The 13685-nt window shown below is 65.8% G+C and carries 12 protein-coding genes; 7 read left to right on the top strand and 5 right to left on the bottom strand.

What is annotated here, in order from left to right:
* Both VNJ47_05835 and VNJ47_05840 read right to left on the bottom strand, forming a co-directional pair.
* A partial coding sequence (locus tag VNJ47_05835) for an alcohol dehydrogenase catalytic domain-containing protein (protein ID HXG28353.1) occupies window positions 1-466 on the bottom strand: 466 nt, incomplete at its 3' end.
* Window positions 467-637: 171 nt separating this feature from the next.
* Complete coding sequence (locus tag VNJ47_05840; GenBank protein ID HXG28354.1) at window positions 638-1171, bottom strand: aminotransferase class III-fold pyridoxal phosphate-dependent enzyme; 534 nt, start codon at window positions 1169-1171, stop codon at window positions 638-640.
* A gap of 117 nt (window positions 1172-1288) precedes the next feature.
* Here VNJ47_05840 and VNJ47_05845 point away from each other — a divergent pair, with 117 nt between their 5' ends.
* Window positions 1289-2779 carry a PLP-dependent aminotransferase family protein gene (locus VNJ47_05845; GenBank protein ID HXG28355.1) on the top strand — a complete coding sequence of 497 codons (1491 nt, stop codon included), beginning with the start codon at window positions 1289-1291 and terminating at the stop codon, window positions 2777-2779.
* Here the strand turns inward: VNJ47_05845 and VNJ47_05850 are convergent.
* On the bottom strand, window positions 2764-3612 hold the full coding sequence (locus VNJ47_05850) for an IclR family transcriptional regulator (GenBank protein ID HXG28356.1): 849 nt from the start codon (window positions 3610-3612) through the stop codon (window positions 2764-2766). The genes VNJ47_05845 and VNJ47_05850 overlap by 16 nt on opposite strands.
* A gap of 150 nt (window positions 3613-3762) precedes the next feature.
* Between VNJ47_05850 and pta the strand changes: the two genes are divergently transcribed.
* On the top strand, window positions 3763-4779 hold the full coding sequence (gene pta, locus VNJ47_05855; protein ID HXG28357.1) for a phosphate acetyltransferase: 1017 nt from the start codon (window positions 3763-3765) through the stop codon (window positions 4777-4779).
* Between the two features lie 25 nt (window positions 4780-4804).
* A complete protein-coding gene (locus tag VNJ47_05860; protein HXG28358.1) occupies window positions 4805-5566 on the top strand; it encodes a sulfite exporter TauE/SafE family protein in 762 nt (253 codons plus the stop codon).
* Here the strand turns inward: VNJ47_05860 and VNJ47_05865 are convergent.
* A complete protein-coding gene (locus VNJ47_05865) occupies window positions 5563-7380 on the bottom strand; it encodes a hypothetical protein (protein ID HXG28359.1) in 1818 nt (605 codons plus the stop codon). The two genes, VNJ47_05860 and VNJ47_05865, sit on opposite strands and share 4 nt — an antisense overlap.
* On the bottom strand, window positions 7380-8375 hold the full coding sequence (locus tag VNJ47_05870) for an AAA family ATPase (GenBank protein HXG28360.1): 996 nt from the start codon (window positions 8373-8375) through the stop codon (window positions 7380-7382). The genes VNJ47_05865 and VNJ47_05870 overlap by 1 nt, the downstream gene beginning before the upstream one ends.
* A 234-nt stretch (window positions 8376-8609) precedes the next feature.
* On the opposite strand from VNJ47_05870, the gene xsc reads away from it, so the two are divergent.
* The 4 genes from xsc to VNJ47_05890 all read left to right on the top strand — a co-directional run bounded on the left by xsc (window position 8610) and on the right by VNJ47_05890 (window position 13666).
* Entirely contained in the window at window positions 8610-10430 is a 1821-nt protein-coding gene (gene xsc / locus VNJ47_05875; GenBank protein ID HXG28361.1) for a sulfoacetaldehyde acetyltransferase, read from the top strand.
* A gap of 116 nt (window positions 10431-10546) precedes the next feature.
* Complete coding sequence (locus VNJ47_05880) at window positions 10547-11587, top strand: putative sulfate exporter family transporter (GenBank protein HXG28362.1); 1041 nt, start codon at window positions 10547-10549, stop codon at window positions 11585-11587.
* A gap of 213 nt (window positions 11588-11800) precedes the next feature.
* Entirely contained in the window at window positions 11801-12187 is a 387-nt protein-coding gene (locus VNJ47_05885; GenBank protein ID HXG28363.1) for a nuclear transport factor 2 family protein, read from the top strand.
* Window positions 12188-12226: 39 nt separating this feature from the next.
* Window positions 12227-13666 carry an FAD-binding oxidoreductase gene (locus VNJ47_05890; GenBank protein HXG28364.1) on the top strand — a complete coding sequence of 480 codons (1440 nt, stop codon included), beginning with the start codon at window positions 12227-12229 and terminating at the stop codon, window positions 13664-13666.
* The last annotated feature ends 19 nt before the right edge of the window (window positions 13667-13685 follow it).

The following is a 13685-nucleotide window of genomic DNA, read 5'->3' on the forward strand; positions in this document are numbered from 1 at the left end:
TGGAGCCGACCCCGCCGGCGGCGGCGTGGATCAGCACCGTATCGCCGGCCTTGACCGGGTAGGTACGGCGCAGCAAGTACTGGGCGGTCATGCCGGCCAGCATCATGGCGGCGGCGGTCTCCTCGGCGATGCCCTCGGGCAGCTTGACCAGTCGCACCGCCGGCATCAGCCGTACCTCGGCATAGGCGCCGACCGGTCCGCCGGCATAGGCCACGCGGTCGCCCGGGGACAGATCACTGACGCCCTCGCCTACCGCCTCGACCACGCCCGCGCCCTCGGAACCCAGGCCGCTCGGCAGCGACGGCAGCGGATAGAGACCGCTGCGATGGTAGGTATCGATGAAGTTCAGGCCGATCGCGGTCTGGCGCAGACGCACTTCGCCCGGGCCGGGCTCGCCCACGGCGACCTCTTCCCAGCGCAGCACCTCGGGACCGCCGTATTCGTAGATGCGGATGGCATAGGGCATGTTCTCTCCTCGCTATCGGGAATTGCGCAATCGAGGGGAGTATAGCCGCGCGCTCCGCTGCCGGATGCAGGAACGCGCGCGCTCGGCCGCCAGTGCGCCCCGCTCGCGGGGATGCAGAGCGGCAGCAGGAGCAGAATGCGCAATACCTGCAAGAGCCGTTTCATGCTGGCCTCACAGACGGCTCAGCACATCGCGCAAGATGCTGCACAGCTCGTCGATGTGCTGCTTCTCGGCGATCAGCGCCGGGGCGATGATGCCGGCGTCACCGGTGGTCTTGATGTGCAGGCCGGCGTCGAACAAGCGCTTCTGCACCTCGTGGCCGCGCCGTCCCGGCACACCGTCGCAGAGCAGGTCGATGCCGGCCAGCATGCCGTAGCCGCGGATATCGCTCACCAGCGGCAAGTCGCGCAGTTCGAACAGGCTGTCGAGGAAATAGCCGGACATCGCCGCGGCACGCTCGAACAGCTGCTCGCGCTGGTACCGGTATGGCTCCAGTAGTACATACCCTCGGCCCGCACCACCAGGCGCGGATCGGCCTTGAAGGCGCGGTTGCCGGTAAACGGCATCCAGTGATAGCTGAGGTCGATAGCGGTCACAGACATCGTCGTCAGTCCTCCGGCAGGATGAGGAACATTGGCCGCTGACACGCTCGCCCGGGCGAAGCCACAGCCGCCAAACTGACCGAAACGTAGTCTCCGGCCGCAGGCGCTGTTAGAGCCAGTGCGCGCCATTCGATGAGACCAGATCGCCCCCAGACTCTGCTAAGCTTGGGCTTGACTCCTCCGCTCCCGTCTCTGTTCCTCATCGAGGAGCCCCGCGTCAATGAAGCCCCGCGTCGACGACGTCATGTGGCAGCGGCTGTTCAGCCGCTACAGCCACGCTCACACCACCCTGCAGCAACGGATTCGCGAAACCCTGGTGGCGGCCATCCTCGACGGTCATCTGCGGCCCGATACCGCCCTGCCCTCCTGCCGCGAACTCGCCCGCCACCTCGGCGTCGCCCGCAGCACCGTGGTGCTGGCCTACCAGCATCTGGTCGACGAAGGCTTTCTGATCGCCCGGGAGCGCAGCGGCTATTACATCAACCGCGAGATTCTGATCGGCCGCGTGCACCACGATCCCGATCTCCATCCCACCCTGGCAGACCAGCCGGCCTGGAGCGAGCGGCTGCGCATCCATCCCTCGGCCCAGCGCAACATCGTCAAGCCGCGCGACTGGAAGCGCCACCCCTATCCCTTCATCTACGGCCAGCTCGACCCCGAGCTGTTCCCCATCGCCGAGTGGCGCGAGTGCTGCCGTCAGGCGCTCAGCGTGGCCGAGATCCGCGCCTGGGCCACCGACAGCATCGACCGCGACGACAGCCTGCTGCTCGAGCAGATCCAGACCCGCCTGCTGCCGCGCCGCGGCGTGTTCGCCACCGCCGAGGAGATCCTCATCACCCTGGGGGCGCAGCACGCCCTGTACTTGCTGGCTCAGTTGCTGATCGGTCCCGGCGACACGCTGGGCATGGAGGAGCCGGGCTATCCGGACGCGCGCAACATCTTCGCCCTGTGCACCGACCGGCTGCGCCCCATCCCGGTCGACGACGATGGGCTGGTGGTAGACGAGCGGCTGAGCGGTTGTGCCTACGTCTACGTCACGCCCAGCCATCAGTCGCCGACCACCGTCACCATGCCGCTGGCGCGCCGCGAGGCCCTGCTGGCGCGGGCGATACGCGACGATTTCGTCCTCATCGAGGACGACTACGAGAGCGAGATCAATTTCGTGGGCGAGCCGTGCCCGGCCCTGAAGAGCCTGGACACCGCCAATCGCGTGATCTACGTGGGCAGCCTGTCGAAGACCCTGGCTCCGGGACTGCGCCTTGGCTTCATGGTCGGGCCGTCGGACCTGATCCGCGAGGCACGGGCGCTGCGGCGGCTGATGCTGCGCCATCCACCGGCCAACAACGAGCGCGCGGTGGCGTTGTTCCTGGCCATGGGCTACCACGATGCGTTGCTGCGCCATCTCGGCGCCGCCTACAAAGTGCGCTGGGAGGCGATGGGCGCGGCGCTCAACCGCCATCTGCCGGATTCGGCGCGGATGCCGAGCTTCGGCGGCACCGCCTACTGGGTGCGCGGCCCCGCGGCGCTGGATGCCCGGGTGCTGCAGGCGGCGGCCTACGAGCGCGGCATCATCATCGAAGCCGGCGATATCAACTTCATGGCCAGCGACCCGCCGCGCAACTTCTTCCGTCTGGGTTTTTCCTCCATCCCCACCGAGCGCATCGAGCCCGGCATCCGCTTGCTCGCCGAGCTGATCTACCGGCTGGCCTGAGTGCGCTTGGCGTGCGGGGTGCCGCTTTCGTCGCCGGTGATGCTTTCCGCTTCGATTGCGGCCAGAGCATCGGCAGCACGACGCAGGGCCGGCAAGTACTGCAGCGCTTTCTCTCGCGTCATGCGTATGATCGGGCCCTGGATCGCTATGCCCATATTCGAGCGCCCGCTCGGCGACGGGACCAGAACCGCGATGCACAACAGACCGGGTAGGAACTCCTCGTCGTCGATACTGTAGCCAGCGGCCCGTACGCGCTCGATCTCGGCTTCGAGCTGGGCGAGGTCGGTCAGGGTATTCTGGGTGTAGCGCTCGAGCGGTGCATGCGCCAGCAACCGGCGCCGCTGGGCCGGGGTCATCTGCGCCAGGAAGAGCTTGCCGCTTGCCGAACAATGCGCCGGCACGCGCGACCCCGGGTGCAGATAGAAGCGCAGCGGTGCGGCCGTTTCGACGCGATCGAGATACAGCACCTCGCTGCCGGAAAAGGCGGTGATATTGCAGCTCTCCCCCACCTCCTCCACGAGCTGGCGCAACACAATGTGCCGAGCGCCGTGCACGGTGTTGTTCAACAGCAAGTTTTCGGCCAGACGGTGCAGCCGCACACCGGTGCTGTAATGCCGCCCGTCCCCGTCCCGTTGCAGCATCCCCGCCGCCTCCAACTGCTGCAGCATGCGGTGGAGCGTCGGCTTGGGCAGCCCCGTCTCCTCCACCAGCCCCTGCAGGGACACGAGCTGGTCCTTCTCGGCGATCACCTCTAGCAGCGCAAACAGGCGCATCGTCGGCGTATCGCCATCGATCTTTGGCACTTCAGTCTTCATCACGCGAGTCAAAGCCATGGCAGTCCAGTCCCGTTACGTTTCTTAAAAGAGTACAAATCGTATCGCTTTTCGAAATTTTACATTGACACGCGACAAACTTCCACCTAAAGTCTCATCGTATTTCGTTTATCGGAACTAAAAGTACCATTTTTTTAAAAGAACCCCATCATGAAAGCGATCAACCGCATCATCGACCGGGCCCGGGCCCAGCCCGGCAGGATTGTGCTGTGCGAAGGCGAGGATCCGCGCATCTTGCAGGCGGCGCTGCGGGCGACCCGCGAGGGTACCGCCAAGATCATCCTGGTCGGTAATCGGGCAAAAATCGAACACGCCGCCGACACCAACGCGATCAGTCTGGCCGATATGGAAATCATCGATCCGGCCGACTCGCCCCTGATCCCGACCTTTGCCGAAGAGCTGTTCGCGCTGCGCCGGAAAAAGGGGATGACCCTGGAGCAGGCGCAGCAGGAAGTCTTGAAACCGCTGTGTTTCGCCAACCTGATGGTACGCCTCGGCCACGCCGACGGCTCGGTCGCCGGTGCGGTTCACACCACGGCCGATGTGGTACGCAATGCCATCCAGATCATCGGCGTCGATCCGGCCTGCAAGCTCGTGTCGAGCTTCTTCTTGATGATGCTGTGCCAGCCCTTCCATACGCTCAAGGGCGGGCTGATATTCTCGGACTGCGGCCTGGTGGTCGACCCGAACGCGGAGGAGTTGGCCGACATCGCGATGGCCGCTGCCGACAGCGCGCGCAGCCTGCTGGCGGAAGAGCCCCGGGTGGCGATGCTGTCCTTCTCCACCAGTGGCAGCGCCAAGCATGCCGCCGTGGACAAGGTGGTGAACGCGACCCACATCGTCAAAGCCCAGCGCCCGGGCCTCGCCATCGACGGCGATGTGCAGCTCGATGCCGCGATCGTGGCCGAAATCGCCAACCGCAAACTGCCCGACTCGCAGGTCAAGGGCAAGGCCAACGTGCTGATCTTCCCCAACCTCGCGGCCGGTAACATCGGCTACAAGCTTGCCGAGCGCGTCGGCGGCGCGGTGGCGATCGGCCCGCTGCTGCAGGGTCTGGCGAAGCCGGCCAACGACCTGTCGCGGGGCTGCAGCGCGGAAGACATCTTCCATGTGATCGCGGTGACCGTGGTGCAGGCGCAGATGGCCGCTGCCAAGGCGCACGGGTAAGCGCCATGCGCAGCCGCGCTTGGCCATGAGCATCGACAGCCTGCTTGCGCTGCTGGCGATCGTCGCCGTCGGCACCTACTTCCAGACGGTGACCGGGTTCGGGCTGGGCATGATCGTGATGGGTGCGACGAGCGGCTTCGCGCTGGCACCGGTCAGCGTGGCCGCGGCCGTCGTGAGCCTGGTCACCCTGGTGAACAGCGCGGTCGCGCTCCCGGGCAAGCTGCACCATATCGACTGGCGCGCGGCGCGTGCGGTACTGGTGGGCGTCGGGCCGGCGATCATCGCCGGTGTGCTGCTGCTCGATTACCTGAGCAGCGTCACCGCACGTCTGCTGCAGTTCCTGCTCGGTGCTGCAATCATCTACAGCGGCGTTGTCTTTGCCCGGCGCCCGGCCCAGTTGCCTGAACGTTCATCCGACCGCAGCTTCTTCATCAGCGGCTTCGCCTCCGGCCTCTTCGGCGGCCTCTTCGGTATGGCCGGCCCACCGGTGATCTTCCATTTCTACCGCCAGCCGCTGGAGCTGGTTGCGATTCGCAACATGCTGCTGCTCGTGTTCGCCTTCACCTCGGGCAGCCGCACGCTCTTCATCGCCGCCCAGGGCAGACTGGATAGCGAAATCTGGCTGCTGACAGCCTGCGCCGTGCCGCTCGTCGCACTCGCGACCGTGCTCGGCCGACGCTACCCGCCGCCCTTTGCGCCGCAGGCGATGCGCCGCGTCGCCTGCGCCGCGTTGCTCGTCATCGGGGCCTCTCTGGTGATGTCGGCTCTCACCTTTACCGGCGGCTAATATCGGCTTGCTTTAGCCCGCTCCCGGAGGGAGAGGGGATGCGCACTCCCCCTCCCCTTCGCCCCGCGAGACAAATCCGCCGGCGCGGCTTTGGACGCCCGCTCGTGACCGATCAAGCGAACGAGCTCGAAGAACAGTTCGTTGTCGAGCGCGCGCGACAGGTCGGTCGCGAGGCGGCGCCGATAGAAGGGGCTCAGATCGAGGCCGACGCCGAGGCCGAGGATCTCCACATCGCGCTGCAATTCGTGCCGCGCCACCACCGCCTTGAGGTGGTTGTCAAGATAGTAGGCATCGTTGGCGAGAGTGGTGGCGCTGTCCATCGGACAACCGTCGGAGATCACGATCAGGATGCGCCTGTCGGCGCTGTGCCCGAGCATGCGGTTGCAGGCCCACTCGACCGCCTCGCCGTCTATGCCCTCGCGAAACAGATCGACCTTGAGCAGCGCGGCGATGTCGGTGCGCGCACGCCGCCAGCTGCGCCCGGCCTCCTTGAACACCATGTGACAGACCTCATTGAGCCGGCCGGGATACTTCGGCCGGCCGCGGGCGAGCCACTCGCGTTGCGCGCGACCACCATTCCAGGCACCGGTGGTGAAGCCCAGGATTTCGGTCGTCACCCCGGCCAGCTCGAGCGCCCGGACCAGGATATCGACCATCACCGTGACCGGTTCGATATACTCCTTCATGGAGCCCGAGCAATCGACGAGCAACGTCACCAGGCAGTTCGCCTTCGGCCGGTAGCGCTCGATGCGAAACAGCCGGCGCTCGGCGGGCGAACTGATCAGCTGCGCCAGACGGCGGCCATCGACATAGCCTTCTTCCTCGCCGAAGCGCCAGCCATCGCGCTGCGGCACGGTCAGGATGGCGGCCAACATACGCGCCAGCCGGGCGATGTTGATGCCCTGGCCGGCGACGCGCCGATCGATGCGCTCACGGTATTCCTGCAACAGCGCCTTACGCACCAGCGCGCTCGCCTGCACTTCCCGATCGTAACGGGTGGTAAACACCCGGTAGCCGTCCCCGCTCGCCGCAAACACCTTGCTGTCGCCAGTGGTCGCGGCGGCGATGCCGTCCCCCTCCTCCCGATCGAAATCGAGCAGCAACGAGAACGCGTGGCGGGCCTCGGCGTCGCTCCGCTCGCCGGACTCGGCGCCATCCTGCTCGGCATTGGCCGAGCGGATCATGGCGCCGACGCTGCGCGCAATGGCGAGCGCATGGGGCGCGAACGCGGCCTGATCGTTGCGTTGGCGGCGCATACCGGCCAGCGCAGCGCCGAGCACCGGCACGATGGCAGCGCGCGTCGCCTCGATCAGATCCTCGGTATCTGCGAGCACCGCCTGCCCCGTCAGGCGCGACCAGCAGATCTGGGCCACGGTGTAGAGCAGGATGCCGAGTGCGCTCTCGGTGAGGCCTGAGCGGTAAAACGCGCGCGACCATTCCTCGAAGCGATGGCGCAGGTTGTGCGCCATGCCCGGCATTTGCGCAGGCACCAGCGTTTCTACGCGTAATTGCTCGAGCAGCTCGAAGATCAGCCGTTCCACCGGCTCCGCGGGGCAGAGTCGCCGATGCAGTTCCGCATCCGAATGCTGCAGCCGCAACGCCATACCGTCGGTGACGGCACGGCAGGCGCCGAAGTCATCGCCGTCGGGGTCGGTGCGCAGGTGCGGCGCCGCCACCGGCAGCGGCCGCGTGCCGCAATACAGCCGCCGGCCGCGGTAGTGCAGAGCGGGCTCGCCGGTGAGCGCGCGGATCGCGGCGGCGCACAACTCCTCGACTTTCTGCTGGCGCTGCGCCTTCTGCTGCGGCGTGAGCACTACCGGCCTCCCGGAGCAGCGGCGGCGGATTCGCGCATCCACGATTCCTCCAGCTCCTGAGCGAAGCAGCGCTGGTAGTACTCGGCGACGATCGGCCGCTCCACCTCGTCGCACTTGTTGAGGAAGGAAAGCCGGAAGGCGAGCGCCGGATCGCGGAAGATCTCGCAGTTCTCCGCCCAGGTGATCACGGTACGCGGCGACATCAGCGTGGAGAGGTCGCCTGCGGCAAAGCCCTTTCGCGTGAGCTCGGCAAGCGCGACCATGGATTCGATCAGCCTGCGGCCCTTCTCGGTGTTCTTCTCCGGCACGCGCGCCAGCACGATCGCCACCTCCTCGTCCCGCGGCAGGTAGTTCAGCGTCGCCACGATGTTCCAGCGATCGATCTGCGCATGATTCAGCACCTGGGTGCCGTGGTACATGCCGGACAGGTTGCCCAGCCCGACGGTGTTCGAGGTGGCAAACAGACGGAAATAGGGATGCGGGCGGATCACGCGGTTCTGATCGAGCAGGGTGAACTTGCCGTCGCGCTCGAGGATGCGCTGGATCACGAACATCACATCGGGGCGGCCGGCGTCGTATTCGTCGAAGATCAGCGCCACCGGCCGCTGCAGCGCCCAGGGCACGATGCCTTCCTGAAACTCCGTCACCTGCAGGCCATCGCGCACCACGATCGTGTCCTTGCCCACCAGATCCAGCCGGCTGATGTGACCATCGAGATTGACCCGCACGCAGGGCCAGTTCAGGCGTGCCGCCACCTGCTCGATATGGGTCGATTTGCCGGTGCCGTGCAGCCCCTGGACCATCACCCGGCGATCGCGCGTGAAGCCGGCCAGGATCGCCAGCGTCACATCAGGGTTGAAGCGGTAGGCCTCGTCGATCTCGGGCACATGGTCGTTGCGCTCGGAGAACGCCGGCACCTTGAGCTCGGTGTCGATACCGAACAGCTCGCGCACCGAAACCATGCGCTCGGGTTTGCTCAACAAGATTTCCGTCACGCCCGTCTCCTCCGGTCGTTCTGCTCAAGGGGCAGGCCTGGCCGCGCGGCCAGAGACTTTCACTGGTACCCGATCATATATCAGTCTCTAAAAACGATGCAATACGTACCATTTTTTGAAATTAGATATTGACCTTCATGTCAATGCTGCTTAAATTTGTGCCACATCTCGGTTATCGGAACGATTCATACCGTTTTCATGACCAAGATCCGAACCCAACTCAGGAGACAGCCCATGAGCACACAGCCCCGTCCCGAGCCCCGCCGCGTCGCCAGCGGCCCGCAGAAGATGACCCCCTCCGAAGCCTTCGTCGAAACCCTGGTCGCCTACGGCGTCACTGACATCTTCGGCATCATGGGCTCGGCCTTCATGGACGCCATGGACATCTTCGCCCCAGCCGGCATCCGCTTCATCCCGGTGGTGCACGAGCAGGGCGCGGCGCACATGGCCGACGGCTATGCGCGGGTGTCGGGCCGCCACGGCGTGGTCATCGGCCAGAACGGCCCCGGTATCAGCAACTGCGTGACCGCCATCGCCGCCGCCTACTGGGCGCATACGCCGGTGGTGATCGTCACGCCCGAGGCCGGCACCATGACCATGGGCTTGGGCGGCTTCCAGGAGTGCAACCAGCTGCCGATGTTCCAGGAGTTCACCAAGTACCAGGGCCACGTCACCCACCCGGCGCGCATGGCCGAGTTCACCGCCCGCTGCTTCGACCGCGCCCTCTCCGACATGGGCCCGACCCAGCTCAACATCCCGCGCGACTACTTCTACGGCGAGATCACTGCCGAGATCCCCACGCCTCAGCGCCTGGAGCGCGGCGCCGGCGGCGCGGAGAGCCTCAAGGCCGCGGCCGAGCTGCTGGCCGAGGCCAAGTTCCCGGTCATCATCGCCGGCGGCGGCGTGGTGATGAGCGATGCGGTCGAGGAGTGCAAGGCGCTGGCCGAGCGCCTAGGCGCGCCGGTGGTCAACAGCTATTTGCACAACGATTCCTTCCCGGCCAGCCACCCGCTGTGGTGCGGCCCGCTCGGCTACCAGGGCTCGAAGGCGGCGATGAAGCTGATCAGCCAGGCCGATGTGGTGGTCGCCCTCGGCTCGCGCCTGGGGCCCTTCGGCACCTTGCCGCAGCACGGCCTGGACTACTGGCCGAAGCACGCCAAGGTCATCCAGATCGATGCCGACCACAAGGTGCTCGGCCTGGTCAAGAAGATTTCGGTGGGCATCTGCGGCGACGCCAAGGCCGCGGCCCAGGCGCTCACGCAACTGCTGGCCAACCGCACGCTCGCCTGCGACGCCAGCAAGGCCGAGCGCGCCGACAGGATCGCCGCCGAGAAGGCCGCCTGGGAACAGGAGCTGAACGAGTGGACGCACGAGCGTGACCCCTACAGCCTCGACATGATCGAGGAGGCCCGGCACGAACGCACCTTCCACGGCGGCTTCTACCTGCACCCGCGCCAGGTGCTGCGCGAGCTGGAGAAGGCGATGCCGGCCGACGTGATGGTCTCCACCGATATCGGCAACATCAACTCGGTGGCCAACAGCTACCTGCGCTTCGAGAAGCCGCGCAGCTTCTTCGCGGCGATGAGCTTCGGCAACTGCGGCTACGCCTTCCCCACCATCATCGGCGCCAAGGTGGCCGCACCGCACCGCCCGGCCATCTCCTATGCCGGCGACGGCGCCTGGGCGATGAGCATGGGTGAGATCCTGACCTGCGTGCGTCACAACATCCCGGTCACCGCGGTGGTGTTCCATAACCGCCAGTGGGGCGCGGAGAAGAAGAACCAGGTCGACTTCTACAACCGCCGCTTCGTCGCCGGGGAGCTCGACAACCCGAGCTTCGCCGCCATCGCCCAGGCGATGGGCGCCGAGGGCATCGTGGTCGATCGCCTGGAGGAAGTCGGCCCGGCCTTGCAGCGCGCCGTCGACCTACAGATGAACCACGGCAAGACCTGCATCCTCGAGATCATGTGCACCCGCGAGCTTGGCGACCCGTTCCGCCGCGACGCGCTGCGCAAGCCGGTGCGCTTCCTCGATAAGTACAAGGACTACGTCTGAGCGGATGGTATCCGTGACCATACGAGTGTTCCCTCTCCCGCGTGCGGGAGAGGGCGTGTGGAGCGGCCACCTCTGTCGTCTGATGAAGCTCTAGCGAATCAATCGGACACCGATACATGAGCACTCCAATCGCTCTTGCCCAGCCGGCGATATTCAACGAGCTGCGCACGCTGATGCCGGGTTTCATGCTATGCGCCGTGATCGCGGTCGCGGCGACCTTCGTGTCCGAGCACTATGGCGGCCCACAGTTTCTTTACGCCCTGCTGCTCGGCATCGCGTTTCACTTCATGTCGGAGACCGAGAAATGCATGCCGGGCATCGAGGCCTCGGCGAAGAAGCTGGTGCGCTTTGGCGTGGCCCTGCTCGGTGCGCGCATCGTCGCAAGCGACGTCTACGATCTCGGCCTGCTCGGCGTCGGCGCGCTCATCGGCGCGGTCGTGCTGACCATCGGCTGCGGCCTGCTACTGGCTCGCCTGCTCGGCCTGCCTTCGATGCTCGGCCTGCTCTCCGGCGGCGGCACCGGCATCTGCGGCATCTCGGCGACGCTGGCGATTTCATCGACGCTGCCGGCAACGCGCGAGAACGAGCGCTACACCCTGCTCACCGCGATCGGCGTGGCGATCTTCTCGACTGTGGCGATGGTGCTCTATCCGCTGGTCGTCAAGAGCGCCGGGTTGTCGGTCAGCGAGGCGGGGCTGTTTCTCGGCGGCTCGATCCATGATGTCGCGCAGGTCGTCGGCGCCGGCCTGATCATCTCCCCGGAGGTCGGCGATGCCGCAACACTCGCCAAGATGTTCCGCGTCGCCATGCTGATGCCGGTGGTCGTCGTGCTGGCCCTGGTGTTCCACGGCGAGCGGCAGAAGGCAAACGGCGGAAGCGGCCAGAAAACGCCCCTGCTGCCGCTGTTCCTGGTGGCGTTCGCGGCCCTGGCCGTGCTCAACAGCATGGGCTGGCTGCCGCATGCCGTCGTTGCAGCGAGTTCGACGCTCTCGCGCTGGTGCCTGGTGATCTCGATCGCGGCGCTCGGCGTCAAGACTTCGCTGGAGAAGCTCGCCGAGCTTGGCTGGAAGCCGATCGTGCTGCTGTCTGGCGAGGCGCTGTTCGTCGCCGGCTACATGCTGCTGGTCGTCCATCTGAGCCGGTTGCTCTCGGCCTGAGCCCGATTGCCTGCATGCCGCACGCGTTCGCCTCGCCGCTCTCGCCGCCGAGCGGGTACAAGATCGCTAAAAGCCTTGTGGCACAATGACTTAGCTGGACCAAACGATTCCGCGCAACTGGTCCTACGCAGCACAGGACGCGATGCTTAGTCTGGGACCCGAATAACGCTCGATGAGCGCACAGCGACACGCACAAAACCCTAGGAGACACCCATGAACCAGACCACTGTCGAGTTCCTGCAGGCCTTCAGCGACGCCTGGAACAACCACGATATCGATGCCCTGATGAGCTTCATGGCCGAAGACTGTGCCTTCCACGCGGTGTCCGGCCCCGACCTGCTCGGGCGCAGCTTCATCGGCCGCGACGCGGTACGCGAAGGCTTCCAGCTCGCCTGGCAGACCTTCCCCGATGCCGCCTGGCTCGATCCCGTGCATTTCGTTGCCGGCGACCGCGGCGTCACCGAATCCACCTTCGTCGGCACCAAGGCCGACGGTACCCGGATCGAGGCGCGCATGGTCGATGTCTTCACCTTCGTCAACGGCAAGATCGCCGTCAAAAACGCCTTCCGCAAGGATCGGCCGCCGGTGTCTGGTGCCTGATCGGTAGACTCGGCCCCACGATTTCGAGGAGTCCGCAAGATGGATGCAGCGACGCTACGGCAACTTGGCAGCAACAGAAAGGCCACCCTGCCTTCGTCTCCCTACGATCCGGCCTACGATCCGCTGGTGTCGGCGACCCCCGGCCAGGGGCGTGAGTATGCCCCGACCTACTGGATCGGTACCGCCGGCGAGCCGCCGCAGGACGACGGTCCGATCACCCAGGACATCGATGTCGATGTCGCGATCATCGGTTCGGGCTTCACCGGTCTGACGGCCGCGATCTTTCTTGCCCAGGAACACGGCATCAAGGCCACGGTGCTGGAGGCCAATCGCAGCGCCTGGGGCTGCAGCACCCGCAACGGCGGCCAGGCCCAGTGCGCCTCGGGCCGGCTCAAGCGCTCGCAGTGGATCGAGCGCTGGGGCCTGGACACCGCGCTCAAGATGCATAACGAATGCCTCGAAGGCATGGAAACGTTCAAGGAGTTGATCAAGGACATCGACTGCGACCCACAGCCAGGTGGCCATCTCTACATCGCGCACCGCGCCCGCGTGATGCCGGTGCTGGAGAAAGAGGCCAGGCTGCTGCGCGAAACCTTCAAGTACAACGCGCGCATCCTCTCTGCCGAGACGGTCAGGCGCGAGTACGTGGATGACCAGGAGGCCTGCGGCGCGATGCACGAACCCGAGGGCATCGGGATCCATGCCGGCAAGCTCGCCTTCGGCTATCTGAAGAAAGCGCGGGCGCTCGGAGTGAAGGTGCACCCGGCGAGCCCGGTGCAAGGCTGGGAGACGCGCAACGGCGTGCATTACCTGCGCACCCCCGGCGGCATCGTGCGCGCCCGCGCGGTCGGCATCGCCACCGGTGGTTATACCTCGAACAGCCTGCATCCGGAGTTGAAGAATCGGCTGCTGCCGATCCTGTCGAACTCGATCGTGACCCGGCCGCTGACCGAGGCCGAGATCGAGGCGTGCAACTTCCGCACGAAGCAGGTGATCACCGACACCCGGGTGCTGCGCCACTACTACCGGCTGATGCCGGACAACCGCGTGCAGATCGGCAGCCGCAGCGCGATCACCGGACAGGATGCGCCGCAGAAGAAATACGAGCAGCTCCTCATCCGCGATCTGTACCGCAAGTTTCCGGCGCTCGAAGGAATCCGCATCGACTATTCGTGGTGGGGCTGGGTGGATGTGAGCCACGACATGATGCCGCGCATCCATCAGCCCGACCCGCAGCAGACGGTCTATTACGCCCTTGGCTACGGCGGCAACGGTGTCATGTACTCCGCCCAGGCCGGTCGGCGCCTCGCGCAGTGGATCGCGGGCAAGGGCAAGCAACTCGAGCTGCCGATCTTCACCTCGAAACTGCCCTTTCCCAACATCCTGGAACTGGTCGAATCCCAGGCGTTCGCACCATTTCGCCGGCTCGGACAGCGCTTCCTGTACCGCTGGTATTACCTCAAGGACGAAATGTTCTGATTCTTTCACCACCACTCAC

Source organism: Nevskiales bacterium, assembly GCA_035574475.1.
Lineage (GTDB): Bacteria > Pseudomonadota > Gammaproteobacteria > Nevskiales > DATLYR01 > DATLYR01.

Coding starts and splice junctions, on each gene's coding strand:
- VNJ47_05845 (HXG28355.1), top strand. CDS start 1,289: ATGAAGCCCCGCGTCGACGACGTCATGTGGCAGCGGCTGTTCAGCCGC.
- VNJ47_05850 (HXG28356.1), bottom strand. CDS start 3,612: ATGGCTTTGACTCGCGTGATGAAGACTGAAGTGCCAAAGATCGATGGC.
- pta (HXG28357.1), top strand. CDS start 3,763: ATGAAAGCGATCAACCGCATCATCGACCGGGCCCGGGCCCAGCCCGGC.
- VNJ47_05860 (HXG28358.1), top strand. CDS start 4,805: ATGAGCATCGACAGCCTGCTTGCGCTGCTGGCGATCGTCGCCGTCGGC.
- xsc (HXG28361.1), top strand. CDS start 8,610: ATGAGCACACAGCCCCGTCCCGAGCCCCGCCGCGTCGCCAGCGGCCCG.
- VNJ47_05880 (HXG28362.1), top strand. CDS start 10,547: ATGAGCACTCCAATCGCTCTTGCCCAGCCGGCGATATTCAACGAGCTG.
- VNJ47_05885 (HXG28363.1), top strand. CDS start 11,801: ATGAACCAGACCACTGTCGAGTTCCTGCAGGCCTTCAGCGACGCCTGG.
- VNJ47_05890 (HXG28364.1), top strand. CDS start 12,227: ATGGATGCAGCGACGCTACGGCAACTTGGCAGCAACAGAAAGGCCACC.